The organism is Acetobacter sp. (assembly GCF_052102375.1).
Taxonomy (GTDB): domain Bacteria; phylum Pseudomonadota; class Alphaproteobacteria; order Acetobacterales; family Acetobacteraceae; genus Acetobacter.
Genome location: NZ_JBQDXI010000013.1, coordinates 1 through 24,568 on the forward strand (window position 1 = coordinate 1; position 24,568 = coordinate 24,568).

Below are 24,568 nucleotides of genomic sequence, written 5' to 3' on the forward strand. Positions count from 1 at the left end.
CCAGCAGCTCCAGCAGCTCCAGCAGCTCCAGCACAGTAAAACGCGTACGCAGCCTCAGTTTGAGCTGTGTCAGCAAAAAAGAGCGCTCCTCGTGGGCGCTCTTTTTTATTTAAAAAGCACGTATCAATGGCCCACCTCATTTAAAGAGAATTTTTTGAAGATGGAGCGTGTGGCAAACGCGCCGATGTTATGGTGTAGACTCAACACATAACGAAGCAGTTTCGGCTTTATACCGCCCAATATAATTTAATCATGTGGTGGCCTCCCCCAATCTTAGAAGAAGCAGCTTTACTGTTGAGAAAATAATTTCTTCAAGAATACAAAAGAGACAATACAAACAAAAATTTTATTTATTTAAATCTATAAAGGCACCCTTTTGAAGTGCCCTATAGTCTTATGACGGCACACAATCACCATGAGGTGGAAGAGATGTATTGGGGGCCTTGCTGCGCGTTGCCAGCCAGCACAGAATAGAGCCTGTGCAGACCATGGCAGCACCATTCCAGAACGCTGTTGTAAGGGTAGTATGGAGAAAAAACGCAGCAAAAACAGCAGAAAAAACAGGAATAAAGTAAGACGCTCCGGCCATAACCGTCACATTGCCATGGAGCAAACCAGTATTCCATGTGATGTAGCCGCCAGCAATGGCTGTCGCCCCTCCCAAAAGATAGATGAGGCCATCAGTATTCAGTACTAGTTTACTGTCGCCGTGCAGCAGAAATTCACCCCAAAGCACTAGCGCAACTATAATGAAAAAGAACGGCACGTAGTTTTTACCATGCGCCATACGAAGTGTAACCGTGCTGTAGAGTGTCCAGAGGACGGCAGAGCTTAAGGCAAGGCCGTAACTTAATGGGTTGCTGGCAATATCTCCGCAAATTTCCTGAATATTCACGCCATTCTTTTCTCCAAGCACCCAGAAGACGCCAAGGGCCGAGATCATAACGCCAGGGAAGATCAGCTTGTTTGCTTTGCGGCCATTTAATACAATGGCCGCAATCATGGTGAAGGTTGGCCATAAGTAGTTGATCATACTGACTTCAATGGCCTGACGATTGTTGCTGGCATACCCGATGGATAACGCAAAGGATAATTCTGTTCCCACAAACAGGGCGCCGCCGCACAACAGATATAGAAATGATGGCTTTTCAAGCTTAGGTTTGCCAGAGGCGATAATCAGCAAAATGGCTGCTATCGTGTACATAAGAGCCATGCCCTCAATTGGGCCGTAAGCATTGCTGACGCCCCGCACCAAGCCAACATTGACACTCCACCATACTATGGCGCTCAGCCCTATCAGGGTGGCACGCTGTTCGCGTTTTGCAGAAATGGGAGGCTGACTCTGGAGAAGGGTCATTACGGTTTGTGCCTTATGACATCTGCACCCCTTGGCGCAGACCGACGCGATTGTAAAAACGGGCTCTCTCTTCAGCCATTATAGGAAAATGTCAATCGTCTCTGTGCGTTCAAAAAACGTATGACAGGGCTGCTCGAAAGAAAGGATATCCTAAACCCATGTTTAAGCTGAACATCCTGTAGGGCGGCTGTGTGGAAACAGCGGGTGACTTCTCACGCATATCGATTTATGAGCAGAGACAATTATGCGAGCACGGTTACTCTCTGGTTCGCTGTATGCCGGATTCAGGTTAAGGAGGTTCCCATGCCCACACCCCCCACAAGACAGTCCAGCTTCCTGCAAAAAATGGAAGAACTGAATGATGGCCGGTCTCTTCTGGCCAATATGGGTGGGTTTTTGTGTGTATTGGGAATGCTGGGCGCAGCTAATTATATCTGCAAAATAGGACTACATATAGAACTTTACTCAGTTCTTCTTATTCTTATTGCCGGTGTTGCCTTTTATTTTTTTGTGCCATTTCTTGTGGTGTGGCTGTGGCGTGGCCGTGTATAAAAATTTAAAGGTTTTTTTGTAAAAAAACGCCCCTCACGTCAGGTTTGTGTGAGGGGCGTTTTTGTAGGCGTCCGTTACCGTGGTGTACGGCGGGTAAGCTGGGATACGTCACGCACAGCGCCACGGGCCGCGCTGGTTGTTAGGGCGGCATAGGCCTTCAAGGCATTGGAGACCACGCGCTCACGGTTTGGCTGCCAAGCCTGATCGCCCTTATCATCCATTTTTTCACGACGCGCAGAAAGCTCACTCCCCGCAACTGCGACAGCAAGGCGGCGGTTGGGAATATCAATTTCAATGATATCTCCTTCTTCTACCAGCCCAATGGTGCCACCCTCAGCGGCTTCTGGCGAGATGTGACCAATAGACAGGCCAGAGCTGCCACCAGAGAAGCGACCATCTGTAATCAGGGCGCATTTTTCGGCCAGCCCTTTTGATTTCAGATAACTGGTTGGGTACAGCATTTCCTGCATGCCGGGGCCACCTTTCGGGCCTTCATAGCGGATCAGGACCACGTCACCAGGTTTGATTTTGTCGGTCAGAATGGCGGAAACGGCGGCGTCCTGACTTTCAAAAATACGGGCCGGACCGGAGAATGTTTCCAACCCGGCAGCAACACCTGCGGTTTTAACAATGGCGCCGTCCTCGGCAATGTTGCCGTATAGGACAGCTAAGCCACCATCTTTACTGTAAGCGTGTGCGGCATCCCGAATGGCGCCTTTTGCCTGATCGGTATCCAGTTCCTTGTAAAGGCTGGCCTGAGAGAACGCCTGCGTGGTGCGTACGCCGCCCGGCGCCGCCCGGAAAAATTCACGTGCTTCTGTTTTGCTTGCACCGTCTTCAGACCGGATGTCCCACTTGGCCAGCGCTTCTTTGAGGGATGGCGCGTGTACCATTGGAATATCGTTATGCAGCAGGCCTAGCCGGTCCAGTTCACCCATAATGGCGGGAATGCCACCGGCACGGTGCACATCTTCCATGTGCACATCTGCACGGGAAGGGGAGACCTTACACAGGTTGGGCACACGGCGGGAAAGCTGGTCAATGTCCTTCATGGTGAAGGGCACGCTGCCTTCATGGGCGGCGGCAAGCAGATGCAATACCGTGTTGGTTGACCCCCCCATGGCAATATCAACAGACATGGCGTTTTCAAACGCCTGCATGGTGGCAATGCTGCGGGGCAGCACGCTGGCATCATCCTGCTCGTAATGGCGGCGGGCCAGATCCACAATGCGGCGGCCCGCTTCTACAAACAGTTCCCGGCGTGCGGCATGTGTTGCCACAAGGCTACCATTGCCGGGCAGGGACAGGCCCAGTGCTTCGGTCAGGCAGTTCATGGAGTTTGCGGTGAACATGCCGGAGCAGGACCCACAGGTGGGGCAGGCGGAGCGTTCAATAATCTCAGAATCCGCTTCGCTTACCGTAGGGTCGGCTGCGGCAACCATGGAGGTTACAAGGTCAGCACGCTGCTCAATGTCATCCAGAGTGACGCGTCCGGCCTCCATGGGGCCGCCGGACACAAAGATGGTCGGAATGTTCAGGCGCATGGAGGCCATCAACATACCGGGGGTGATTTTATCGCAGTTGCTGATGCATACCAGCGCGTCAGCACAATGCGCGTTGACCATGTATTCAACGGCATCCGCAATTAGTTCGCGGGAGGGAAGGCTGTACAGCATGCCGCCATGGCCCATGGCAATGCCATCATCAACAGCAATGGTATTAAATTCACGACCAATACCGCCCGCTTCAGCAATAGACTCGCAGACAAGCTGCCCAAGGTCCTTGAGGTGCACATGGCCGGGCACAAACTGGGTGAAGGAGTTGGCGACGGCAATAATGGGTTTGCCGAAGTCTGAGTCCTTCATGCCTGTTGCGCGCCACAGGCTGCGGGCACCTGCCATGTTACGGCCGTGGGTGGTAGTGCGGGAGCGGTAGCCGGCCATTGCTGAGGGTCTTTCTGTCTGGTCGTGGTTTACAGGGGGCGTGCACCTTACGGCACAAAGGCCATTCTGTCAGGGGGGAGACTGTTCATGGGCTATTTTGGGCCAAATAATACTACAATTTTATGATAAATATGGCTTTTAGAGGCTATAAAACCATCATTCGGTTGCAGGCGGGCTAGGGGTTCAGTATTGCTCGCTTCGCCCGATTGCCGATCGGAAACGGAGAGCAGATGGACGGAACCTCACAGCAGCCTGCCCACACAATGGTCAAGCCGCGTCACCAGAGCACCATGACGGGAGACCCCCTGTTCAAGGGGTTAGTTCTTGCCACAGGCATTGGCGTCTTGCTGGTGCTTGGTGCAATCATCACTGTCATGGCGGTAGGGGGTATTCCTGCTTTCAAGGCGTTTGGTCCCGGTTTTCTGTTCTCTGCAGCATGGAACCCGGTTAGCCAGCATTTTGGCGCGGCGGCTCCCGTTTTCGGGACGTTGGCGAGTAGTGCCATTGGCCTTATCATTGCCATTCCGCTTTCTTTTGGTACGGCTTTCTGGCTCACGGCTCTTGCGCCGCCAGCGCTCTCATCAGTCATTGGTATGGCTGTACAGCTTCTGGCCGCCGTACCCTCCATCATCTTCGGGATGTGGGGCTTTTTTGTGCTGGTCCCGCCAATGGCACATTATGTGCAGCCAACGGCGCGTCACCTTTTCGGGCATGTGCCGGGGCTTTCCGCACTGGTTTCTGGCGCACCATTCGGCACAGGGCTTCTGACAGCCGGTCTGATTCTGGCCATCATGATCATGCCGTCCATCACCGCAGTCATGCGGGATGTGTTCGTGTCCATGCCCACCGTGTTGCGTGAGAGCGCCTATGGTCTGGGCGCTACCCGCTGGGAAGTGATGCGCCAGGTTGTGCTGCCTTGGTCCCGCCACGGGGTTGTGGGGGGCATTGTGCTGGGTATGGGCCGCGCAATGGGTGAAACCATGGCGGTTACCTTTGTGATTGGTGACAGCAACCATATAGGCTGGTCGCTGTTTGCCCCATCCAACACCATTGCGTCTCTTATTGCGCTTGAATTTCCTGAAAGTCCTGCCGGGAGCCTGAAACTGGCCTCTCTCATGGCTCTTGGAGCCATTCTTATGGCTATTTCCTTTATCACCCTTTGGTGCTCCCGCGTTCTGCTGGTACGGAGCGAATCACAGGCAGGAAAACGCTGATGAGCAGCCAGACCGCCACACGCACCCCGTCTTCCCGTTCACGCTCCCTAGCGGCCCAACGCAAATTGATGGACCGGTTTGCAACTGTGCTGAGCTGGTGTGCCACGTTTCTTGTGGTGTTCGTGCTCGGTTCCATTCTCTGGACCCTGCTTAAAAATGGTCTGCCGGGGCTAACCGCAGCACTGTTTACGCGGTCCATGGGCGCTCCCGGGCAGGGCGGTGGTTTAGCGAATGCTATTGTGGGTAGCCTGTTGCAAACCGGCCTTGCCATTTTGCTTGGTGCGCCTGCCGGGTTGATGACGGGCATTTATCTGGCAGAATATGGCAGCACCAGCCGCCTTGCACGGGCTGTGCGCTTTGTGTCTGACATGCTGCTTTCAGCACCGTCCATTTTGATCGGCCTGTTTATTTATATGGTGCTGGTTGCGCCGCTGGGTCATTTTTCTGGTTTTGCAGGGGCTGTCGCTCTCGCCATTCTGGCTATGCCCATCATGGTCCGGACTACTGAAGACATGCTGCGTCTTGTGCCTGTTGCCATGCGTGAGGCAGGGATTGCGCTGGGTGCGCCAAAGTGGCGGGTCATTCTTTTTATCTGTGTCAGAGCTGCCCGTGGCGGTATCCTGACCGGGGTTCTGCTAGCCATTGCGCGCGTGGCAGGTGAAACAGCACCTCTGCTCTTTACATCACTTGGCAACTCTGAATGGTCGCTGGATATGCGGCGCCCCATGGCCAGCTTGCCAGTGGCAATTTACCAGTATGCAGGGTCTGCTTATCAGGACTGGATGCAGCAGGCCTGGACTGGCGCGCTACTGGTTACGCTGGGTGTGTTGATTATTAATATTGTGGTGCGGGTGGGCATCCGCGCAGGACGGACATGAACGGACAAGCCATGAATAGCACCATGCAGGCTGAACCTTTGGATACCAATACAGCACAGGCCACGCCGTTGGCCATTCAGGTGCGGAATCTGGATTTCTACTACGGCAAGTCTCGTGCGCTGCACGGTATTTCGCTCGATTTTCCAGAGCGCAGTGTAACCGGCATGATCGGGCCTTCCGGCTGCGGCAAGTCCACCTTGTTGCGTGTTCTCAACAGAATGTATGACCTGTATCCCGGCCAGAAAGCGACGGGTGAGGTTCTATATGATGGACAGAACATTCTGGCTCCTGGAGTAGACCTCAACCAGTTGCGCTCTCGCATTGGCATGGTGTTCCAGAAGCCAACCCCATTTCCTATGTCCATTTACGACAATATTGCCTTTGGTATCCGGCTGCATGAACGTGTTGGCCGGTCCGAGATGGATGGCCGGGTGGAAGATGCCCTGCGCCGTGTTGCTTTGTGGCCAGAGGTGAAAGATCGCTTGCAGGCAAGTGCGACTGCTTTGTCCGGTGGCCAGCAGCAGCGTTTGTGTATTGCCCGGACCATTGCCACACGCCCGGAAGTCATCCTGCTGGATGAACCTACCAGTGCGCTGGACCCGGTTTCTACGGCCCGTATTGAAGAACTGCTTGATGAACTCAAAACCGAGTTCACCATTGCCATTGTCACCCACAACATGCAGCAGGCTGCCCGTTGTGCGGACCAGGTGGCCTTTTTCTATCTGGGTGAACTGGTGGAAGTGGATAGCACGGCCCGCATGTTCACCACACCGCGTGAGAGCCGTACGCAGGATTACATTACCGGCCGCTTTGGCTGAGCAAGGAGGGCAGAGTTATGGGCACAGAACCAGCGCATACCGTTACCCGTTACGATCAGGAACTTGACCGCCTGCGTGGTATTGTAGCCCGCATGGGTGGCCTTGTTGAGCGCCAGACCGCACAAGCTATCGCTGCTGTGGTGGACCAGAATGAAGAAGCGGCTCTGGAGCCGCCCGAACTGGATGTAGAGGTTGATACGCTGGAGCGGGATGCCGAAAGTCTGGCAATCCGTATTCTGGCGCTGCGTGCCCCTATGGCCGTTGACCTGCGTTTGATTATTGCCGTGCTGAAAATCACCGGTGACCTTGAGCGTATTGGCGATTATGCCTCCTCCATCGCGCGTCGTGCCCTGAAGGTGGAGCCTCTGGACGGGGCTATGTCTTTCAGTGCTCTGCGCAACATGGGGCGCCTTGTGCAGGAAAACCTGCATAAAGCTATTGATGCCATGGCCTGTAACGACAGCGAACGCGCCATGGAAGTATGGAACGCGGATACAGCGGTGGATGAGCTGTACACCGCCATGTTCCGTGAACTTGTCACGTATATGATGGAAGATCCCCGCAAGATCGGGCCATGCATTCATTTGCTCTTTGTGGCAAAAAATCTGGAACGTATTGGGGATCACGCAACCAATATCGCAGAGCGCGTCTACTATGCCGTAACTGGCGAAATGTTGCCTGCCGTGCGTCCGCGCGGTGGTGCTGCCCGTAAGGGGAACTGAGCGTGCAGGCGTTTTTCCGTTCAAGCCATACGGTTTTGGGCGGATTAATGCCTAACCTTAAAAAAATGCTGCTGGGGACCATGCTGGCTAGTCTGGCGGCCTGTGCCGGACCAGAGGAGCACGGTTGTCGAGTTGGGACGTTGGGAACGCTACCTGTTCTGAACACCCATGCTTCACCACTGGTACATGTCACGATCAATGGCCGGCGTGTTGTCATGCTGGTTGATACCGGTGCTCAATTTTCCACACTGTCACGCAGGGCTGTCAAAATGCTTGGGTTATCCGCTGTGCCCGGCAACCTGTGGATGCATGGTGTGGGCGGGTCTTACTCAGCTATTCCGTATAAGATTGATACCCTTGGGCTGGGGACAGGAACCACGCACGATGTTCTTGTGCTCGATTCTCCCGGCGATATTGGTACGTTTCACGGTGAGCCGGTCATTGGCTTGTTTGGTTCTGACTTCTTGGGTGCTTACGATGTGGTTTTTGATCTGCAAAAGCAGACCATCAACCTTTACGATGAGATCAAAGGCTGCCCGTCTCCTACTCCATTATGGAGTGGGCCAAATTCCAAGATAGACATCGTGCCTGATGATCATAACCGTATTAGTTTAGATCTTAAGCTCAACAACACGCACAGAATAGACGCAATACTGGATAGCGGCGCATCCAGAACAGTGGTGACAGAGCGGCAAGCGCATCGGGCGGGCGTAACACAGGAACAGTTGGAAGCAGATCCACTATCCATTTCAGGCGGGATAGATCAGCATAAAGTCAGAGGCCATACTCATCGCTTCTCTACCCTGCAAATAGGGACGGAAACATTTGATCAGCCAGTGCTGGAAGTCTCTCGTATCAAGACGGATGAGACTGCTTTGCTCGGGGCGGACTTCCTAAGGCATAATCGGGTCTGGGTTTCTCGGCATGAGCGCACAGTTTACTTCCAACGTCTGGCGTCACAGAAAGATATGACGTTTGAACACGTGCGTCCTACAGAACCAGTAAAAAAACCGGCGGAAGCGCAGCAGCCTCAATCTTCGCTTGTGCGTACAACACAATAAGACATGCAAAAGGGGCCAATACGGCCCCTTTTTTGTATATGAAATCAAGATGATTTCTTAGGGTATTTTAACAGATAACCCGATTTGTCTGGCAACCTGTGGGTTGGTGGCTACCATCCCGGCACTGGCAATAATGGCCAGAAGCGGCACTGGCTGTTGTGGCTTGATGGTTATTGTAAGCGGGCCTTTGCCTGTCCGGCTTAAGTAAGAGCTGAAAGCGGCCAGAACAGGAGAGGGGGTTGGTCCTTGTGGGCCAAACTGAGCCTGCAATTGTGCTGCCAGTTCCTCTGGCTTCATACCACGGGCATCAGCAGACGCTTTAAGCGCGCGTGGTACAAGGCCTCCATCTTTATAAGTAATAGTCATGCTGCGTACCGGCATGTCAGCAGCCCCGGCGCTCAGCAGGGCAGTCGTGTCGGTTTGGCCGAATTCCCCTTCAAGGTTCAAACGGCCCATGTCCTTACCATCAAGGCGGAAATCATCCACATGGAAGGTGTTGGCCTTGAAGTCATGCGTATCGCTGAGCAGGAGATCGCCCTGAAAGCGGTCATACCCCAAGGAAGGCAGAATAGCGAGGTTGGGAACATCCGGCCACAGTTCCAGCCCATCAAGGCTAGAGACTTCTTTTTCTTGCGCGTCCGTTCTGGTGGCATGGGAGCGCAGGGTTGCCACATGCATCAGGGGCGTTGTGCCATCAACGGACAGCTTATCAACCCGGATATCTCGAGAGCCATTGCGGGCTGTATAGGGCGTGCCAGTGGACAAGCTGGCATATAGTCCCGCGAGGTCCAGTCCATCAATCAGAATGGAAGCTGCTTTGATATGGCGTTGGGGGGCTACATCGGTAGACAGGGCGACAGCCTGAGCGTCGAGTTTGGAGGGGCTGTTGCCACCATAATCCTCAACAGACACGGACGTTGCGGAGATATCAGACTGTAAACTGCTGATAAAGCCATGCAACTGGCTAGCCGTTGCATGTTTGATCTCAAGCCCCTGAGCCGGAATGCCCTGCTGGTCGTCTGCTTTAACGGGTAGGGTTACTCCCTCCATCAGCAGGCTATCCAGCCTCAGGCTGCCTGCAGGATCTGCAAGCTGGAAATTACGGAAAGAGAGGGTACCGATTCGGCGGGACTCATCGCCCGATGTTGAGGGCTTGGAAATTTCAGCTTCATCAGCTGTAAGGGTTTCCGGTCCCTGACGGAGCACCAGCCCCTCAAACTTGACGCTACGTCCCAGCATCCCCGGCCAGGCCTTTTGGTAGGTGAGGGAGGTATCAGACCCCAGACTCTGCCGGAAGCTTTCAATGCTCTTATCAAGCATGGCATGCTCTGCGTGGCGGGCGCCAAACCACCCAAGGCACGCAAGGGCGGCCAAGCCACCTACGGTAATAAGAACGTTTTTCTTCACCAGCCGGAAATCCTGCTTGTTTTTACGAGAAATTCTTCAACTCCAGACTCCTTTAGTGCACTGCGGGGGGTGCCTGCAAGGGGTGGAGCGGTAACATGTTACCTGAAGAAAAACCGTTGAAATATCGGCCATGAACGCCAATTCCTCTTGACTGAAAGATGGCAACCCCTCATAACGCGCCATCTTTACAAGCCTACAGTCTTAACGGAATCATACTCTATGAAGACCACCCTCTCGCTGAAACCTGCGGAGGTGACGAAGAACTGGATCCTGATCGATGCCGAAGGTCTCGCTCTTGGTCGTCTCGCCGTCATCATCGCTAACCGCCTGCGCGGCAAGCACAAACCCCAGTTCACCCCACACGTTGACTGTGGCGACCACGTAGTTGTCATCAACGCTGAGAAAGTGGCACTGACGGGCAACAAAGCTGGCCAGAAGCTGTTCCATTACCACACGGGTTACCCCGGCGGTATCAAGACTCGCACAATTGCACAGCGTCTGGGTGGCAAAAACCCTGACCACGTTGTTGTAAAAGCTGTTGAGCGCATGATCACCCGTGGTCCGCTGCAGCGCCAGCAGATGCGCAACCTGCATGTTTATGCTGGTGCAGAGCACCCGCATGACGGTCAGAAGCCGCAGACTCTGGACGTTGCGGCTCTGAACCGCAAAAACGTCGTTAACGCGCAGAAAGGCTGAGCATCATGTCTGAAACTCAGGAACGTACAGGCACGCTGGCTGATCTGAAGGATGTTGTTGCAACAGCTCCTGAAGCCCCTGTCTATGAAGTAAAGCGCGACGCGCAGGGCCGCTCCTACGCTACGGGCCGTCGTAAAGACGCCGTTGCTCGCGTATGGATCAAGCCCGGTAAAGGGGACATCACAGTAAACGGCCGTCCGGTTGGCACCTACTTTGCCCGTCCGGTTCTGCGTATGCTGCTGACCCAGCCTTTCCTGGTTGCTGACCGCTACAACCAGTTTGACGTTGTGTGCACGGTCACCGGTGGTGGTCTGTCCGGTCAGGCTGGTGCAGTTCGTCACGGTATTAGCCGCGCGCTGACCAACTACGAACCAGCACTGCGCAGCATTCTGAAAGCCGCAGGCTTCCTGACACGTGACTCCCGTAAGGTTGAACGTAAGAAATACGGCCGCGCCAAAGCTCGTCGTTCCTTCCAGTTCAGCAAGCGCTGATCTGTCAGAACGCAGCTTTTGCTTTGTCCAGAAAGGGCGGGAGAGGGTTTCCTCTCCCGCCTTTTTTTATGCCGTGGTGTTCTAGCTGTCTTGATGTAGCGCTAGTCTGCTGCGCCCCGGCCTGTGACCTGCCTGCAAGGTATCACGAAAGCCTAACTTTTCGAGCAAAAGCCAGGACGGTTTATTCCCCGACCGGCATTCAGCAATAATCTGTCTCTTGGGAAAATGTTTTTGAAGCATAGCGATCACGGCTGAGACGGCTTCTGTCGCAATGCCCTTACGGTGGTGTTCAGGATGCACCCAGTACCCAACTTCAATGTCCTGAGTCTCCAGCAGATGAGTGCCAATCACGGCCACCATGTCTGGCTGGCCCTTAAGCCAGACACCTATAAATCGGTCTTTCCCATTCCTTTTGTCTGTAAGCAGTGCTTCCGCATCCTTCACAGAAAACGGAGTGGGAAGAAAATGCACGATCTCCGTAATTTCTTTATGATTCGTAAGTTTTTGGAGTGGCTCCGCATGGTCTTCGTTCAGAGGGACCAAATGCAGGCGTTCGGTCTCCTGTGTCGGGAGTTGAACAAGAGTATCCATAAAGAGCGCTTTCCTAGCTGATAGAGTGAGCTAAGCCATGGCTCCCCAAAACAAGTTTAGGTTTTGGGGAGTGGCTTCTGGGCTTAGGGGCTAAGAAATGCCTGCACATCGCGCGCAAGGGCGGCGCGGCTATCCGTGCGCGTATAAAGCATGTGACCGCCTGGATAGAGGTGAAGCCCAATGCGGTTACGGCCTACAGGAATATGCTCGGCAACCCAGCGGGAACTGGCAAAGGGGCAGGCCAGATCATAATACCCATTGGCAATAAAAATCCGCAGGGTGGGGTTAAGGGCCAGTAGGCGGCGCAATACCGGTATCTGGCGGGCAACGGGTTCACCATTCCCCTTGAAGTCCCATGCGGCATTCACCTTCATGCTGAGCAAGTTGTACGACAGGTCAGTGTGAAAGTTTAAGCTGTCGGCTGCATAATGCTCAAATGCGCTGCCATAGGCACGTCCAAACCCTGAAAGTGTGGGGTCCGGGCTGTCACCATTATCTACTCCTTCAGGGAAGGGGTCAGCAATGGAGAGGGTGCCATCATAAAGGGTATATAAACGGCCATCCCGGCTGCGTACATCATGGGCGAAAGGCTGAGGCGCACCACGCTCTTTGGTAATAACGTCCAGCGGCAGACCGCTATGGGTGGCAACATCCGTATAAAATGCCTTGGCGTCATCGCCAGTGGGGGGCGTGTTAGCCAGTGTGGAGAGATAGGGCCCCAGAGCATAGTGGTAGGCTTCATCCAACTGATGCGCCGCTGTGTCAGGGGAAAGCTTGTGTTGAAGCGCTAGGCGGGAGGCCTCGAAAGAAGGCAACAGAAGTGCCGAAGCCAGCGGGCTGTTGGCGGTATCTAGCAGCAGCATATCAAGGGCTGGCGAAATCATGACAATGCCGTTGATCATCAAGTTCTGCTGCTGCGCCAGAGCATCGGCCACTTCAATGGAGCGAATGCCGCCGTAGCTTTCCCCAACCAGATACCGTGGGGAGGCAAGGCGCTTATTGGTGTTGGCCCAGAGCTGAATGGCTTTGGCAAACGCGCTGGCATCCTGCTTTACGCCATAAAAAGTTTTGTCTGCTGTTTTTTCGTCAACAGGAGTGGACCATCCTGTGCCGGGGGCATCCAGAAAAACCATGTCGGTCTGCGGGAGCCAGCTATCAGGGTTGGGGGCCAGTTTGGCGTTGGCGCCATCTGTCGGGTTGCCGGTCGGGAAAGACAGGACGGTTGGTCCAGCAGCACCTAAATGCAGGTAAGCTGTTGCAGCACCCGGTCCGCCATTAAAGAAGAACGAGATAGGGCGTTTTGCAGGGTCTGCGCCGTCTTGCGTGTAAGCAACATAAAAAACACGGGCTGTTGGCTTGCCAGCGTTATCACGCAGCACAAGCGTGCCAGCGTGGGCCGTATACGCAATTTTATGCCCCGCGAAGGTTTCTGTATGATGTGTAATAGAATCTGGCGGTAGAAGAGCTGCCTCGCCTTCAAATGTAGGGGTTGCTGTTTTGGAAGTGTCTGTCTGTGTAGCAACAGGTTTGGCTGCGGCGGTGTCCGCATTGGCGCAAACTGGAGCGGCTGAAAGACACAGGAAAGCCGAGAGGCTTAAAGCTGCACAGCCCGGTAAGGAGTAAGGGGCTCTGGTAGATGTAGTCTTTTTTGATAGAAATGATGCGAACATTAAGTATTCCTGTGTACAGAGAGAAATAAAGCCATAGGGTCAGGCGCGGTGCGTCCTAACGGGAAGAGACCGAGGCGTTTTTTTGACAAAATATCATGGTTAACACGCTTCCGTTACCCTGCTGATTATCAGGGATAAGGAAAGGATTATTCATGCGCTCCATTCAAAAAATTTCCATGGTGGTTTTACCCCTTGCAGCGCTTTTGCTGTCTGGAACCGTTGCCTCCGCGCAAGAGCAGGTACAACAGGGGTGGGACAACACACGGAGTGCTGTCAAGAATGATACGAAGCAATTATCATCTAGCTTCAAAGATACGTTCAAAAATGCCCGTGACAGTTTGGCTTCCTCCACCGATCAAACCAAACAAGGATGGCAGGACAAACTGAACTCTGCTCAGAAAACGGCCAAGGAGCAGTGGAACAGCGCGGATGCTTCCACACGCAAACGCCTTGAATCCGAGCGCGATAGTGTCAAGGATGTGGGCAAAGCCGCGCGTGACAAATGGAATAATGCCAGCGATGAAACCCGCCAGGAATGGCAGGATAAAGTCAGCAATACGCAAAAAGAAGCTGAGAACAAGTGGAAGAATACAGACGAAGCAACCCGTAAAAAACTTGAGTCTGAGCGCGACAGCATAAAAAATGCCAGTAAAAACGCGCAGGATAAGTGGAACAATGCAAATAAAGAAACCCGCCAGAAGTGGCAGGACAAGTTTGATACGTCCAAAAATACTGTAGAAAATAAAATCAAGACTGCGGATGAGGCCACACGTCAGAAATGGCAGGATAAACTGAAGGCCACGCAGGACAAATATGATACAACCAAAAAAAGCTGGAACAGCACAGGCGAGACCACACGCAACGCCATTAAGTCCCAAAAAGACCGGTTGAAAGCTGACTGGAAAGACGCAACCAGTCTTCCAAAGCTCTAAGGGCTAGGCGAAGGGTAACCCTTCTCTCTGAAAAGCAGTGCAATAAAGAAGGCCCTTCCAGATGGAAGGGCCTTCTTTTGTCGTCAAACCTTAGAAGCTTTTACGCTTGCGGCTGGTCGCACCTTTGAAAGGCCGATCCCCGCCGCCGCCAGTGCCACCTTTGCGAGGCGGCCGCTTGCTGCCAGCACCCGGTCCGGGGCCACCGCCCGGTTTGCCGCGGAAACCACCCTGACGAGGGGCTTCTGCAGGTTCAACAGAGATCTCATCTGGATCAGTTGCAGCAGCACAGGACTGGAAGCGTTCAGCTTTATCCTGCGCAATTTCAACCAAAGTATGATCTGGCTGAATGCGAATGGCCCCAATATCCTGCTTTTTAATGCCACCCAGACGGCACAGCATAGGCACCAGCCATTTGGGGTCGGCCTTGTCTTCACGGCCAACGGACAGACGGAACCAGGAGCCTGCTTCACGCGGGCCGCGCTCGCTGCGTTCACCGCGTTCAGGGCGCTCACCCCGTTCACCGTCACGGGTTCTTTCACGCGGCGCTTTTTTGATAGAGCCGGGGGAGAGCACGCGCACACTGGCTGGTGTTGGCAGGTTCTGGCTCCACATGGAAATCAGAGCTGCGGCCAGTTGCTGAGAGGAGTGGCTTTCCGTCAGCTTGGCAATCAGGTCATGCATCTCACCGCTTTCTGGTACCTGCACATTCAGTGCCGGGGCAGCCAGAAGGCGTTCAGCGTCAGCATTGGCAATGGCTTCCGGTGTCGGCGCACCGCTCCATTCAGCTTCAACTTTTGCAGCTTCAAGCAGGCGTTCTGCCAGACGGCGGCGGCTTGCAGGAACCAGCAGAACGCAGGTGCCTTTACGGCCTGCACGGCCTGTACGGCCTGAACGATGCAGCAGCGTTGCTGGGTTAGATGGCAGGCTTGCATGAATAACCAGACCAAGGTCCGGAATATCAATGCCACGGGCTGCCACGTCTGTTGCTACGCACACGCGCGCCTGACCATGGCGCAGGCTCTCAATGGCGCGGCTGCGTTCGTTCTGCCCCAGATCACCGGAAATGGCGACGGAGGAGAACCCACGTTCCGTAAGGATGGCCTGTAACTGGCGCACTGCTTCGCGGGTATGGCAGAACACGATTGCAGAGGGAGACTCCATCAACCGCAGAACATTGACAATGGAGCCAGCCATATCGGACTGGTCTGTCAGAATGGCGCGGTAGGAAATATCGCTGTGCGGTGCGCTGCCGGTTTGTGTGTCAATGCGCAGGGCATCGTGCTGGTAGCGGCGGGCAAGGGCTGCAATTTCACGCGCAATGGTGGCGGAAAACAGCAGGGTGCGGCGCGTGTCCGGCATGGCTTTGAGCAGGGTTTCCAGCTCATCACGGAAGCCGAGGTCCAGCATTTCGTCAGCTTCGTCCAGCACAACAGCGCGCAGGTTGGACAGGTTCAACTGCCCGCGTGACAGATGGTCACACAAACGGCCCGGCGTCCCCACAACAATGTGGCACCCGGCAGAAAGGGCGCGTGCTTCCTTGCGTGGTTCCATACCACCTACGCAGGAGACAATGCGGGCACCGGTCTGGCCGTACAGCCATTCCAGTTCGTTACGAACCTGCAGGGCAAGTTCACGGGTTGGAGCAATAACAAGAGCCAGCGGTGCACCTGCATGGGGGCAGCGGCCAGACTCTTCAAGCAGGGTGCTGGCCATAGCCAGCCCGAAGGCTACGGTTTTACCGGAGCCGGTGCGGGCTGAAACCAGCAGGTCCCGCCCCTCGGCTTCAGGGGCGATGACAGCCGCCTGAACAGGGGTTGCGGAATCATACCCGCGAGCAGCAAGGGCGCTCGCAAGAGAGGCGGGGGCATTCTGAAAAGGCATACGTCTTTAGGTCCAGGCAACAAGAATAAGGTGGGGATAAAGGTTCCCCGCTTTAAAGGCCAGACTCTGGCCGGAGAACTTTTGCCCATAGGCGCTTTTTGAGAAGCGTGCCCTGTTACTGGAACGGCAGGTAGCGGAAGTCCAGAAATATCTGACTCATATTTGTATCCGGGCCTCCACCTTGGCCTTTCCAGGCGTCTCTGCGGGAGTACGCAAGCTGGGCTCCAGCCTCAACAGTTCCGTATTTTCCTTTGAAGAACCGATACCACGCGCCGATGGTCGCTTCCATGACACTGCGCGTGTTGGCCGTGCAGCCCAGCGTGGACAGTTCAATACCACATCCAAGGTTGGAGTAGGCGGGGTTACCATACCCATAGGCGCCTGTGCCGTAGCTGGAATAACGGCGGCCTGCGGCCTGGTAGCCAAAATAACCATACACATCAATGCGTGGGTTGGGGTGGGCAATAATACCCCCCGTTGCCTGAACGGACGGTATGGGGTCCGGCTCACCGGTGGCTTTCAGAGTGGCATCTGGCAGCAAGACCGAGCCATAGCGCCCAATCCCTACGCCAGCCAGACCGGCTAGCCGAACTTCCACTTTATGGGGGATGACTGGCAGCACCATGGAACCGCCGCCACCGCCTGCAATGGCCGTATTGTTATGACCCTGACCTTCCGTTGCGACTCGGTCATGCGGAAAATGCAAAATCCCTTCCGCTTCGTAATGGCCCCAGGACGGGTCCCATGCCACCTTGGCAATAACGTCCGGAGCAATCTCGTTGGAGAAGGGGGCGTCGTTCGTCAGGCCTGTACCATTGCTGCTTATGGTGGCAATTCTGCCGTTAGGCAGGCGTACAGCGCCATCATTATTGGTGAAGCCTGTGGTTTCATACAGGGTTTGTGGGTTTTCAATAGACAGCCCAAGCCACAGGCGATGCTTGAAAAAGTCTTCCACAAACCTGAACTGCAACTGTCTGGCCCATGTCTGACCAGCCAGCATGGACGCCTCGATGGTTTCCGGGAGGCTTTCCTGTCGTGGTGTAATACCAATCCGCCCCGGTGTGAGCATGGTCCATGCCTGACCCGCCAAGAAATGGAAATTGATGTCGCTATTATCGTAAGCCAGATAAAGCTGACGCATACGGAAGGCATAGCTGTTGCTTTCGTACGCGTCTGTCGTGGCTGCGCCTGCTCCAAAGTCCATTTCATAAAAGCCGGAAATGGTGGAGTGGGCATCAACATTGCCACGCGCCATAAGCGAGATACGGCTGTAGCGGGCGCTGCCTTCAAAGTTGTTGGTATGGTACCGCGACTCGTTAGGGTAAGGCATGGCTTGCCAGTAATTGAATGTACCGGACGGCACATGCCGGTTTTCCAGCACCGTTGAGGCATCCAGAAAGCCACCCAGAATCAGGCTGACAGGCCCCATATGGAATACGCCATGGTCGCCCAATGCGCCCGCCGCCTGTGCGCCCACGGTTTCACGCGGGTGAGGGCCAACACCATTTTCTGCCAGATGTGAAATAATATCTTCCGCACGGTGGCCAATCACGGCCTCAACATCTGGCTTGTCATCGGCACCAGAGAAAACGGCCTCTGCATCAGGGCCAGTGGCATGGTGGAGGCGTGATGTGTGCGTGTTCATGGCAGTAGTTGTATGGCCGCCAGTCGCGAAATGCTCCGCTGGTGTGGTGGCGGCCCACCGGCTTTCCTCACCGGCTTCTACCGGGGGCGTGACGTGGCCGCTTCCACCATGATGTGGTGTGCTGCCGCTTTTGCCGCCGTGGGTCAGTGCAGCCCGGTGGGCTGCAATCTGCTTTTGCATGCTGACAAGCGTTTTTTGCAGTTCCATCTGCTGTGCCTGAATACGCGCCATCTGCTTTTCAAGCACGTCCAGGGAAGCGCTGTCGTCTCCTGCAGCGTGTGCCACATTGAAATAAGGCGCAGTGACGCTGCTGGTTGCAAGAACAGAACCAACAAACAACAGAGTACGCGCGCGCAGGACAGTCGAACCCGACAAGGAACGAAAAAAAACCATGGTTTTACGGATAATCCAGGCAAAAATGATGTGCCTATTTGTGAACCATTTATTTATGGGGTGCGTAAAGAGCACATTATTTAAAAAATAATTTCATGGTGCTTTGTGTGTGCATTATAAACATAAAAATAATTATAAAGTTTAAGGGATAATGACTGTGGCAAAAATGATCCATTCGATGATCCGTGTGCTCGATGAGGCACGGTCGCTGGCGTTTTATGAGCAGGCTCTGGGCCTGACGGTTGCAGAAAAATTCGAATTTATTGATTTCTCCCTCATCTATCTGTCCAATGCAGAACAGACCTTCGAGCTTGAACTGACCGTCAACCAAGGGCGGACCGAGCCTTATGACCTCGGGAATGGGTACGGGCATCTTGCCGTGTCTGTTGAGGATATTCGGGCAGAGCATGTGCGTCTGTCAGAAGCGGGCCTGACTGTTACCCCTATCAAGACTTTTGAAAACGATGGCCGGGTTGTTGGTACGTTTTTCTTCCTGACAGACCCCGATGGGTATAAAATAGAGGTGCTCCAGCGCGGCGCGCCGGGGCGTTTTCTGTAAAACCTGACACGTCAGGTCAGTGGCCTGCTTCCATTATGGCGTTAGCAGGCGCACTGGCTTATAAGGCGCAGCATGCTGACCTCCTTTCACAAGATGCACGGACTTGGGAATGACTTTGTCATTCTTGATGAACGTACCGCTCACCTGCCCCTCACGCCCGTGCGTATTGCCGCACTGGCGCACCGAAAACGCGGGATCGGGTGTGATCAGTTGGTCACGTTACGCCCGGCATGTGCGGAAGGGGCGGATGTGTTTGTGCGCTTCTTTAATCCTGACGGATCAGAAGCCGGGGCCTGCGGCAACGCGTCCCGCTGCGTGGCAGAGCTTATGTGGCGCGAGAGTGGTAATCGGAAGCCCGTGTTACAAACCCGCGCCGGTGTGCTGCCTGCCAGTATTGCAGAAAACGGTCAGGTGACTGTGGATATGGGTGAGCCAAAGCTGGAATGGCAGCGTGTGCCGCTGGCGTATGCACACGACACACTCCATCTGCCTTTGCCCGGAGACCCGGCAGCGGCGTCCATGGGGAACCCCCATGCGACATTTTTCGTCACTGACTTTGAAATGTTGAGCCAAGGTCATGCTTTGGAGCATGATGCGCTCTTTCCTGAACGTGCCAATATCGGCTTTGCAAAAATTGAAAGCCCAACCCGTATGCGCCTGAAAGTGCATGAACGTGGTGCGGGTGTTACCGAGGCCTGTGGTTCCGGGGCGTGTGCGGCAGTGGTCAATGCGGCGCGGCGCGGCCTGATTGAACGCACCTGCACTGTGGAACTGGATGGCGGCACGTTACATATTGAATGGGCCGCCAATAACCATGTGCTTATGACTGGCTCTGCAACTCTTGCTTTTGAAGGGACAGTCGTTCTGGCTGACTACCCCTCATGACCAAACCGGAAATTCTTACTTTTGGCTGCCGCCTGAACACATGGGAAAGTGAGGTGATGCGCGAACACGCAGCCGCGCTGGACGATGTGATTATCGTAAACACCTGTGCCGTTACGGGCGAGGCCGAGCGGCAGGCGCGTCAGGCCATTCGTCGTGCTCATCGGGATAAGCCGGGTGCACGCATTGTGGTGACTGGGTGTGCCGCCCAGATTGACCCAGACCGCTGGGCCGCCTTGCCGGGTGTTACCCGCGTGTTGGGAAATGAAGAAAAGCTCAAAGCTGATAGCTGGTCTCCTGCCGCCATGCAGGAAGCCCGTGCGGTATCAGACATCATGGCGGCCAAAGAAACGGCCGCCCATCTGGTGACGGAGTTTGCAGGGCGTACCCGCGCGTTTGTGCAGGTGCAGCAGGGGTGTGATCATCGTTGCACGTTCTGCATTATTCCTTTTGGGCGTGGTCCGTCTCGTTCGGCTCCTGTGGGTGTTGTGGTGGAGCAGGTCCGCGCGCTTGTCGAATCGGGCTATCGTGAAGTCGTGCTTACAGGCGTTGACATGACCTCTTGGGGTGGAGATCTGCCAGGTACTCCAAGCCTTGGTCAGTTGTGCCGCCGTGTGCTGGCGTTGGTGCCACAGCTTGAGCGCCTGCGCCTGTCCTCCGTGGACCCCGTGGAAATTGATGATGACATCTGGCGTTTGCTGGAAAACGAACCACGCTTCATGCCGTATCTTCATTTATCATTGCAGGCGGGGTCAGACCTGATCCTCAAGCGCATGAAGCGCCGCCATCTGGCTGAAGATGCTGCGCGGGTTATTGCCCGCGCCCGCGCCCTTCGGCCTGGGCTTGGTATTGGTGCGGACGTGATTGCTGGCTTCCCGACAGAAGATGACACCCTGTTTGAGGAAACCCGCACTTTTCTGGCGGAGCAGGGTATCCCGTACCTGCATGTCTTTCCGTATAGCGAGCGGCCCGGAACGCCAGCGGCCAGAATGCGTGCAGTGCCCGTGCCAGAGCGCAAAGCCCGTGCCGCCCAGTTGCGGGATGTAGGGGCCAAGGCCGCCCATGCTTATTTTGAAACTTTGATTGGGCAGGATTTGCGGGTGCTGATGGAAACCCCTACATCCGGCCATAGTGAACAGTTTGCCCCGGTGCGTCTGGCGCAGGGTGAAGCAGAAATTGGTGAGATTGTCAGCCTGCGTGCCATTAAGGTGGAGGACACCGGCCTGCTGGCGGAAAGGGTTTGAAATGGCGCTAGGTTTTTTTTCCCGCCTGAAGCAGGGTTTGTCCCGCTCTACGCAGAAACTGGGTGGAGGGCTTACGTCTGTCTTCACCAAGCGCAAGCTGGATGAAGAAGCGCTTGAGGAACTGGAGGACCTGCTGATTACCGCAGACCTCGGCCCCAACGTGGCGGAGCGTATTATCGAGTCTTTCCGCCGGTCCCGCTTTGGTGCGGAAGTAACGGATGAAGAAATCCGTGATGCGCTGGCAGAAGAAATTGCGACCATTCTTGAGCCTGTGGCCAAGCCTTTTGAACCTGACCCTGCGCATAAACCGCATGTTGTGCTGGTGGTGGGGGTAAATGGCGTGGGGAAAACCACCACCATTGGTAAAATGGCGCGCTCTTTTGGTGAGCAGGGCAAAAAAGTGATGATGGTGGCGGGGGATACCTTCCGTGCCGCAGCGGTTGAGCAGTTGCAGGTGTGGGGAGAGCGCACCAACTGCCCCGTTATTGCTGGCCCACCCAATTGTGATGCCGCAGGTCTTGCCTTTGAGGGGTTAAAGCGCGCCACGGCAGAAAAGGCAGACCTGCTGTTTATCGACACCGCAGGTCGGCTGCACAACAAAAGCGCCCTGATGGAAGAGCTGGCTAAGGTCATTCGCGTCATGCGCAAGTTTGACGAGACAGCGCCGCATACAGTGTTGCTGGTGCTGGACGCCACAACCGGACAGAATGCCATGGAGCAGGTCCGTGTGTTCCGTGAGTTGGTGAACGTGACCGGCCTTGTGGTGACCAAGCTTGACGGCTCTGCCCGTGGCGGCATTGTTGTGGCTCTGGCGGACAGCTTTGGTCTGCCCGTACATGCTGTCGGTGTGGGGGAGCAGGCGGAAGATTTGCGGCCGTTCGAAGCTCAGGATTATGCCCGTGGGTTGGTTGGTCTGCCTGAAGCCGAGAAAAAAGAGTGACTCTAAACCGCTTTTTTTTGCGGAAGTGACGGTTTTTCCCGCACGTGCAGGCGATGCTTCCTTGACAGGGAATACCAGCCCCGTTAGCAAGCGCCTGCACCCCTCTGGAGGTGCGAAGTATGGGCGAAGAAAGTAACGAGTCTTTTGCCAAGCGTCTGGATGCAGCCGAGCGCCGCTCCGGAAAGCTGGTGAAAGAGGAAAAAGCCGCCGCACAGGGGCAGGATGAGCAATCTCTTCCTGCGCTGGCACTCCGTGCAGGGACAGAAATGATCTCTGCGCTGGTTGTGGGTGTGGCAATAGGCTGGGGGTTGGACCACTGGTTCAAGACCCGTGCAATCTTCCTGATCATCTTCGCGCTGCTAGGTGGAAGTGCAGGAGTGCTGAATGTCTGGCGGCTGGTGAAGCCACCCCAGATTTAAAAAACAGAAGGCTGCAAGCCGTGGGTTAAGACCCGGTGCAGTAAGGGTTAGGAGAGCGGTTTTGGCGGGCGGTTCCAGTATCGACGTACTTGGTCAGTTCGAGCTTCATCCCGTTCTTGGCGGGCTTGGTGACGCACTGCGCTTCAGTCAGTCCCCCTTATACATGATCGTGGCTGTATGCCTCGTTCTTGCTTTCCTGTATTTCGGCATGCGTCCTGCTGCTGTAGTGCCCGGTCGCTTTCAGGCTGCTGCAGAAGTCTGCTACGAATTTATCAGAAATATGGCGCTGGATACCATCGGGCCAGAAGGTGCAGCCTTCTTCCCGTTCATCTTTACGCTGTTTTTCTTCATTCTGGCAGGTAACTATCTGGGTCTGCTGCCTTTCTCCTTCACCTTCACCAGTCATATTGCGGTAACACTCGCTCTGGCTGTTATGGTGTTTCTGCTCACGGTTATCGTGTCTCTGAAGGTTCAGGGTTTCCGCTTCTTCGCGCATTTCATGCCGGCCGGTGCCAGTATGGCCCTTGCGCCGCTGTTGATTCCGATTGAGATCCTGTCCTTTCTGTCCCGCCCCGTGAGCCTGTCCATCCGACTGTTTGCTAATATGGTCGCTGGGCACGTCATGTTTGAAATTTTTGCAAGCTTCGTTGTCATGCTCGCCGGTTTTGGTGTGGTGGGTGACGTGTTTGCAATCGGGCCAATCGTCATCAACATGGCGCTTGTGGCTCTTGAGTTGCTTGTTGGTGTGCTGCAGGCCTATGTGTTTGCCATCCTGACGTGCATCTACCTGCGGGAGGCCGTGGCTCACTGAGCTGCTTTGCCCGTTTCGTTTGAACTGTACTTTAAACAAGGAAGTGACTGATATGGACATCGCTGCAGCCCGGGAAATCGGTGCAGGTATCGCCGTGATCGCCCTTGCCGGCGTTGGTATCGGCCTCGGCAACATCTTTTCAACGCTGGTGAGCAGCATTGCTCGTAACCCAGCTTCTCGTCCGCACGTGTTCGGTCTGGGCATGCTCGGCTTTGCGCTGACAGAAGCTATCGCTCTGTTCGCTCTGCTGATCGCGTTCCTGATTCTCTTCGTCTAAGACACGGCGAGTTAAAGGGAGGACTTCCTGTGGGTGTCATGATCAAGACTGTTCGTGCCGGTGTGCTCGCTGCGTTATCCGGCGTGTCTTTTCTGGCCATGGCGGCACCAAGTGCCCACGCCGCAGGGATGCCTCAGCTGGATTTTCACAACCCTCTGGTGACCGGTCAGGTTATCTGGGGGGGCGTGATTTTCCTTGGTTTTTATCTGGTGCTCAGCCGGGTTATGCTGCCACGTGTTGGCCGTGTGCTCGAAGATCGTAGTACGCGTATTTCGAATGACCTCGAAGTTGCTCGTGCTGCTAAGCTGGATGCTGATAATGCCGTGGCAGAACTCCAACAGGCGCGTAGAGATGCCCTGTCTGAAGCTCAGGCCAATCTGAAGCAGGCGCTGGACGAAGAACAGCGTATTGCTGAGCAGAAAATGGAAGAAATTAACGCACGTCTTGGCGCAGAAATTTCTGATGCTGAAAAACGTGTGGCTGCTGAAAAGCTGCGGGCCTTTGCTGCACTGAAAGATATTGCAGCAGAAACCACCCAGTCACTTGTCAGCCGCCTGACCGGTGCACAAGCTGACCCCGCACTGGTTGCACAGAAGGTCGAAGGCGCAACGGTATACCGGACTGTTTGACCGGCTCCGAGAGGAATAATCATCATGAATGGCATTTTTCACGAAGCAGGTTTCTGGGTCGCGGTTTCCTTTGTCCTGTTCTTTGTTTTCTTCGGTCGTAAAGTCTGGGCGCCCATCACCACAATTCTGGACAGCCGCGCTGCCCGAATTCGTGAAGAGCTGGATGAGGCTGCCCGTTTACGCCGCGAAGCCGAGCAGATGCTGGAAGACGCCACGCGTGAGCGTGAGCAGGCTCTGGTTGAAGCCAAATCTATGATCGAGCAGTCCCGCCTGCATGCTGCGCAAGCAGCAGAAAAGGCCCGTGCTGAAGCTGAAGCCGCTGTAAAACGGCATGAGCAGATGGCACGTGACCGTATCAACGCTGTTGAGCGTGCCGCTATTAAAGAAGTTCGTCAGGCAGCAATTGATGTTGCGGTTGAAGCAAGCCGTGGTGTTATTGCTGACTCTCTGACAGCAAAAAATGCAAGTGCCCTCATTGATGGCGCTATTGCAGGCCTGCCTGCTGCTCTGGCCGCCCGTCGCGCGGCCTGATTGCAGCGTCATGCTGTGTGATCTG

At 54.9% G+C, this 24,568-nt stretch carries 26 protein-coding genes; 19 read left to right on the plus strand and 7 right to left on the minus strand.

What is annotated here, in order from left to right; translation table 11 throughout:
* A partial coding sequence (locus tag ACTIDN_RS07395) for a hypothetical protein (RefSeq protein WP_441376552.1) occupies positions 1–211 on the plus strand: 211 nt, incomplete at its 5' end.
* A gap of 183 nt (positions 212–394) precedes the next feature.
* On the opposite strand, the gene yddG is transcribed toward ACTIDN_RS07395, so the two are convergent.
* The gene (gene yddG, locus ACTIDN_RS07400) at positions 395–1,357 is read right to left on the minus strand and encodes an aromatic amino acid DMT transporter YddG (protein ID WP_441376553.1); all 963 of its coding nucleotides are present in this window, start codon (positions 1,355–1,357) and stop codon (positions 395–397) included.
* A gap of 303 nt (positions 1,358–1,660) precedes the next feature.
* Between yddG and ACTIDN_RS07405 the strand changes: the two genes are divergently transcribed.
* A complete protein-coding gene (locus ACTIDN_RS07405; protein WP_441376554.1) occupies positions 1,661–1,909 on the plus strand; it encodes a hypothetical protein in 249 nt (82 codons plus the stop codon).
* A 74-nt stretch (positions 1,910–1,983) separates the two neighbouring features.
* Here ACTIDN_RS07405 and ilvD read toward each other — a convergent pair whose 3' ends face one another.
* A complete protein-coding gene (ilvD, locus tag ACTIDN_RS07410; protein WP_441376555.1) occupies positions 1,984–3,852 on the minus strand; it encodes a dihydroxy-acid dehydratase in 1,869 nt (622 codons plus the stop codon).
* A gap of 263 nt (positions 3,853–4,115) precedes the next feature.
* On the opposite strand from ilvD, the gene pstC reads away from it, so the two are divergent.
* From pstC to ACTIDN_RS07435, 5 genes are read left to right on the plus strand one after another with little or no spacing between them, the layout of a single operon-like run.
* A complete protein-coding gene (gene pstC / locus ACTIDN_RS07415; protein WP_415508869.1) occupies positions 4,116–5,066 on the plus strand; it encodes a phosphate ABC transporter permease subunit PstC in 951 nt (316 codons plus the stop codon).
* Positions 5,066–5,944, plus strand: a complete 879-nt coding sequence (pstA, locus tag ACTIDN_RS07420) for a phosphate ABC transporter permease PstA (protein WP_415508854.1) — start codon at positions 5,066–5,068, stop codon at positions 5,942–5,944. The genes pstC and pstA overlap by 1 nt, the downstream gene beginning before the upstream one ends.
* A 23-nt stretch (positions 5,945–5,967) precedes the next feature.
* Positions 5,968–6,762: a phosphate ABC transporter ATP-binding protein PstB gene (pstB, locus tag ACTIDN_RS07425; RefSeq protein WP_086651688.1), complete on the plus strand. Its 795-nt coding sequence runs from the start codon at positions 5,968–5,970 to the stop codon at positions 6,760–6,762.
* Positions 6,763–6,779: 17 nt separating this feature from the next.
* Positions 6,780–7,484, plus strand: a complete 705-nt coding sequence (gene phoU, locus ACTIDN_RS07430; protein ID WP_415508853.1) for a phosphate signaling complex protein PhoU — start codon at positions 6,780–6,782, stop codon at positions 7,482–7,484.
* 2 nt (positions 7,485–7,486) lie between these two features.
* Positions 7,487–8,545, plus strand: coding sequence for a retroviral-like aspartic protease family protein (locus ACTIDN_RS07435; RefSeq protein ID WP_441376556.1), 1,059 nt, complete (start codon positions 7,487–7,489; stop codon positions 8,543–8,545).
* A 57-nt stretch (positions 8,546–8,602) separates the two neighbouring features.
* Here ACTIDN_RS07435 and ACTIDN_RS07440 read toward each other — a convergent pair whose 3' ends face one another.
* The gene (locus tag ACTIDN_RS07440; protein WP_415508851.1) at positions 8,603–9,952 is read right to left on the minus strand and encodes a hypothetical protein; all 1,350 of its coding nucleotides are present in this window, start codon (positions 9,950–9,952) and stop codon (positions 8,603–8,605) included.
* Between the two features lie 219 nt (positions 9,953–10,171).
* Here ACTIDN_RS07440 and rplM point away from each other — a divergent pair, with 219 nt between their 5' ends.
* Positions 10,172–10,648 carry a 50S ribosomal protein L13 gene (rplM, locus tag ACTIDN_RS07445; protein ID WP_048837561.1) on the plus strand — a complete coding sequence of 159 codons (477 nt, stop codon included), beginning with the start codon at positions 10,172–10,174 and terminating at the stop codon, positions 10,646–10,648.
* A gap of 5 nt (positions 10,649–10,653) precedes the next feature.
* Entirely contained in the window at positions 10,654–11,139 is a 486-nt protein-coding gene (gene rpsI, locus ACTIDN_RS07450) for a 30S ribosomal protein S9 (protein ID WP_048837560.1), read from the plus strand.
* 81 nt (positions 11,140–11,220) lie between these two features.
* On the opposite strand, the gene ACTIDN_RS07455 is transcribed toward rpsI, so the two are convergent.
* Entirely contained in the window at positions 11,221–11,730 is a 510-nt protein-coding gene (locus tag ACTIDN_RS07455) for a GNAT family N-acetyltransferase (RefSeq protein WP_441376557.1), read from the minus strand.
* Between the two features lie 83 nt (positions 11,731–11,813).
* Positions 11,814–13,400, minus strand: a complete 1,587-nt coding sequence (locus tag ACTIDN_RS07460) for a S10 family peptidase (protein WP_441376558.1) — start codon at positions 13,398–13,400, stop codon at positions 11,814–11,816.
* A gap of 152 nt (positions 13,401–13,552) precedes the next feature.
* Between ACTIDN_RS07460 and ACTIDN_RS07465 the strand changes: the two genes are divergently transcribed.
* Complete coding sequence (locus ACTIDN_RS07465) at positions 13,553–14,332, plus strand: hypothetical protein (RefSeq protein WP_441376559.1); 780 nt, start codon at positions 13,553–13,555, stop codon at positions 14,330–14,332.
* Between the two features lie 90 nt (positions 14,333–14,422).
* Here the strand turns inward: ACTIDN_RS07465 and ACTIDN_RS07470 are convergent, their stop codons facing one another.
* Both ACTIDN_RS07470 and ACTIDN_RS07475 read right to left on the minus strand, forming a co-directional pair.
* Entirely contained in the window at positions 14,423–16,213 is a 1,791-nt protein-coding gene (locus ACTIDN_RS07470) for a DEAD/DEAH box helicase (protein ID WP_441376560.1), read from the minus strand.
* Between the two features lie 115 nt (positions 16,214–16,328).
* The gene (locus ACTIDN_RS07475; RefSeq protein ID WP_441376561.1) at positions 16,329–18,251 is read right to left on the minus strand and encodes a hypothetical protein; all 1,923 of its coding nucleotides are present in this window, start codon (positions 18,249–18,251) and stop codon (positions 16,329–16,331) included.
* Positions 18,252–18,408: 157 nt separating this feature from the next.
* Here ACTIDN_RS07475 and ACTIDN_RS07480 point away from each other — a divergent pair, with 157 nt between their 5' ends.
* From ACTIDN_RS07480 to ACTIDN_RS07520, 9 genes are all read left to right on the plus strand, one after another.
* Entirely contained in the window at positions 18,409–18,810 is a 402-nt protein-coding gene (locus ACTIDN_RS07480; RefSeq protein WP_441376596.1) for a VOC family protein, read from the plus strand.
* Between the two features lie 72 nt (positions 18,811–18,882).
* Complete coding sequence (gene dapF, locus ACTIDN_RS07485) at positions 18,883–19,695, plus strand: diaminopimelate epimerase (RefSeq protein WP_441376562.1); 813 nt, start codon at positions 18,883–18,885, stop codon at positions 19,693–19,695.
* Entirely contained in the window at positions 19,692–20,936 is a 1,245-nt protein-coding gene (gene mtaB, locus ACTIDN_RS07490; RefSeq protein WP_441376563.1) for a tRNA (N(6)-L-threonylcarbamoyladenosine(37)-C(2))-methylthiotransferase MtaB, read from the plus strand. Before dapF ends, mtaB begins: the two co-directional genes overlap by 4 nt.
* A 1-nt stretch (position 20,937) precedes the next feature.
* Positions 20,938–21,876, plus strand: coding sequence for a signal recognition particle-docking protein FtsY (ftsY, locus tag ACTIDN_RS07495; RefSeq protein WP_415509037.1), 939 nt, complete (start codon positions 20,938–20,940; stop codon positions 21,874–21,876).
* Between the two features lie 119 nt (positions 21,877–21,995).
* Entirely contained in the window at positions 21,996–22,295 is a 300-nt protein-coding gene (locus ACTIDN_RS07500) for an AtpZ/AtpI family protein (protein ID WP_048837551.1), read from the plus strand.
* 61 nt (positions 22,296–22,356) lie between these two features.
* Complete coding sequence (locus tag ACTIDN_RS07505) at positions 22,357–23,106, plus strand: F0F1 ATP synthase subunit A (protein WP_086651653.1); 750 nt, start codon at positions 22,357–22,359, stop codon at positions 23,104–23,106.
* A gap of 52 nt (positions 23,107–23,158) precedes the next feature.
* Positions 23,159–23,383: an ATP synthase subunit C family protein gene (locus ACTIDN_RS07510; protein WP_003624142.1), complete on the plus strand. Its 225-nt coding sequence runs from the start codon at positions 23,159–23,161 to the stop codon at positions 23,381–23,383.
* Between the two features lie 38 nt (positions 23,384–23,421).
* Complete coding sequence (locus tag ACTIDN_RS07515) at positions 23,422–24,012, plus strand: F0F1 ATP synthase subunit B family protein (protein ID WP_441376564.1); 591 nt, start codon at positions 23,422–23,424, stop codon at positions 24,010–24,012.
* Positions 24,013–24,045: 33 nt separating this feature from the next.
* Positions 24,046–24,543, plus strand: a complete 498-nt coding sequence (locus ACTIDN_RS07520) for a F0F1 ATP synthase subunit B family protein (protein ID WP_048837614.1) — start codon at positions 24,046–24,048, stop codon at positions 24,541–24,543.
* Positions 24,544–24,568 lie beyond the last annotated feature (25 nt).

Excerpts from the sequence above, each read along its gene's own strand:
- yddG (WP_441376553.1), bottom strand. The coding sequence starts at position 1,357 with ATGACCCTTCTCCAGAGTCAGCCTCCCATTTCTGCAAAACGCGAACAG.
- ACTIDN_RS07405 (WP_441376554.1), top strand. The coding sequence starts at position 1,661 with ATGCCCACACCCCCCACAAGACAGTCCAGCTTCCTGCAAAAAATGGAA.
- ilvD (WP_441376555.1), bottom strand. The coding sequence starts at position 3,852 with ATGGCCGGCTACCGCTCCCGCACTACCACCCACGGCCGTAACATGGCA.
- pstC (WP_415508869.1), top strand. The coding sequence starts at position 4,116 with ATGGTCAAGCCGCGTCACCAGAGCACCATGACGGGAGACCCCCTGTTC.
- pstA (WP_415508854.1), top strand. The coding sequence starts at position 5,066 with ATGAGCAGCCAGACCGCCACACGCACCCCGTCTTCCCGTTCACGCTCC.
- pstB (WP_086651688.1), top strand. The coding sequence starts at position 5,968 with ATGCAGGCTGAACCTTTGGATACCAATACAGCACAGGCCACGCCGTTG.
- phoU (WP_415508853.1), top strand. The coding sequence starts at position 6,780 with ATGGGCACAGAACCAGCGCATACCGTTACCCGTTACGATCAGGAACTT.
- rplM (WP_048837561.1), top strand. The coding sequence starts at position 10,172 with ATGAAGACCACCCTCTCGCTGAAACCTGCGGAGGTGACGAAGAACTGG.
- rpsI (WP_048837560.1), top strand. The coding sequence starts at position 10,654 with ATGTCTGAAACTCAGGAACGTACAGGCACGCTGGCTGATCTGAAGGAT.
- ACTIDN_RS07455 (WP_441376557.1), bottom strand. The coding sequence starts at position 11,730 with ATGGATACTCTTGTTCAACTCCCGACACAGGAGACCGAACGCCTGCAT.
- ACTIDN_RS07460 (WP_441376558.1), bottom strand. The coding sequence starts at position 13,400 with ATGTTCGCATCATTTCTATCAAAAAAGACTACATCTACCAGAGCCCCT.
- ACTIDN_RS07465 (WP_441376559.1), top strand. The coding sequence starts at position 13,553 with ATGCGCTCCATTCAAAAAATTTCCATGGTGGTTTTACCCCTTGCAGCG.
- ACTIDN_RS07470 (WP_441376560.1), bottom strand. The coding sequence starts at position 16,213 with ATGCCTTTTCAGAATGCCCCCGCCTCTCTTGCGAGCGCCCTTGCTGCT.
- ACTIDN_RS07475 (WP_441376561.1), bottom strand. The coding sequence starts at position 18,251 with ATGGTTTTTTTTCGTTCCTTGTCGGGTTCGACTGTCCTGCGCGCGCGT.
- dapF (WP_441376562.1), top strand. The coding sequence starts at position 18,883 with ATGCTGACCTCCTTTCACAAGATGCACGGACTTGGGAATGACTTTGTC.
- mtaB (WP_441376563.1), top strand. The coding sequence starts at position 19,692 with ATGACCAAACCGGAAATTCTTACTTTTGGCTGCCGCCTGAACACATGG.
- ftsY (WP_415509037.1), top strand. The coding sequence starts at position 20,938 with ATGGCGCTAGGTTTTTTTTCCCGCCTGAAGCAGGGTTTGTCCCGCTCT.
- ACTIDN_RS07500 (WP_048837551.1), top strand. The coding sequence starts at position 21,996 with ATGGGCGAAGAAAGTAACGAGTCTTTTGCCAAGCGTCTGGATGCAGCC.
- ACTIDN_RS07510 (WP_003624142.1), top strand. The coding sequence starts at position 23,159 with ATGGACATCGCTGCAGCCCGGGAAATCGGTGCAGGTATCGCCGTGATC.
- ACTIDN_RS07515 (WP_441376564.1), top strand. The coding sequence starts at position 23,422 with ATGATCAAGACTGTTCGTGCCGGTGTGCTCGCTGCGTTATCCGGCGTG.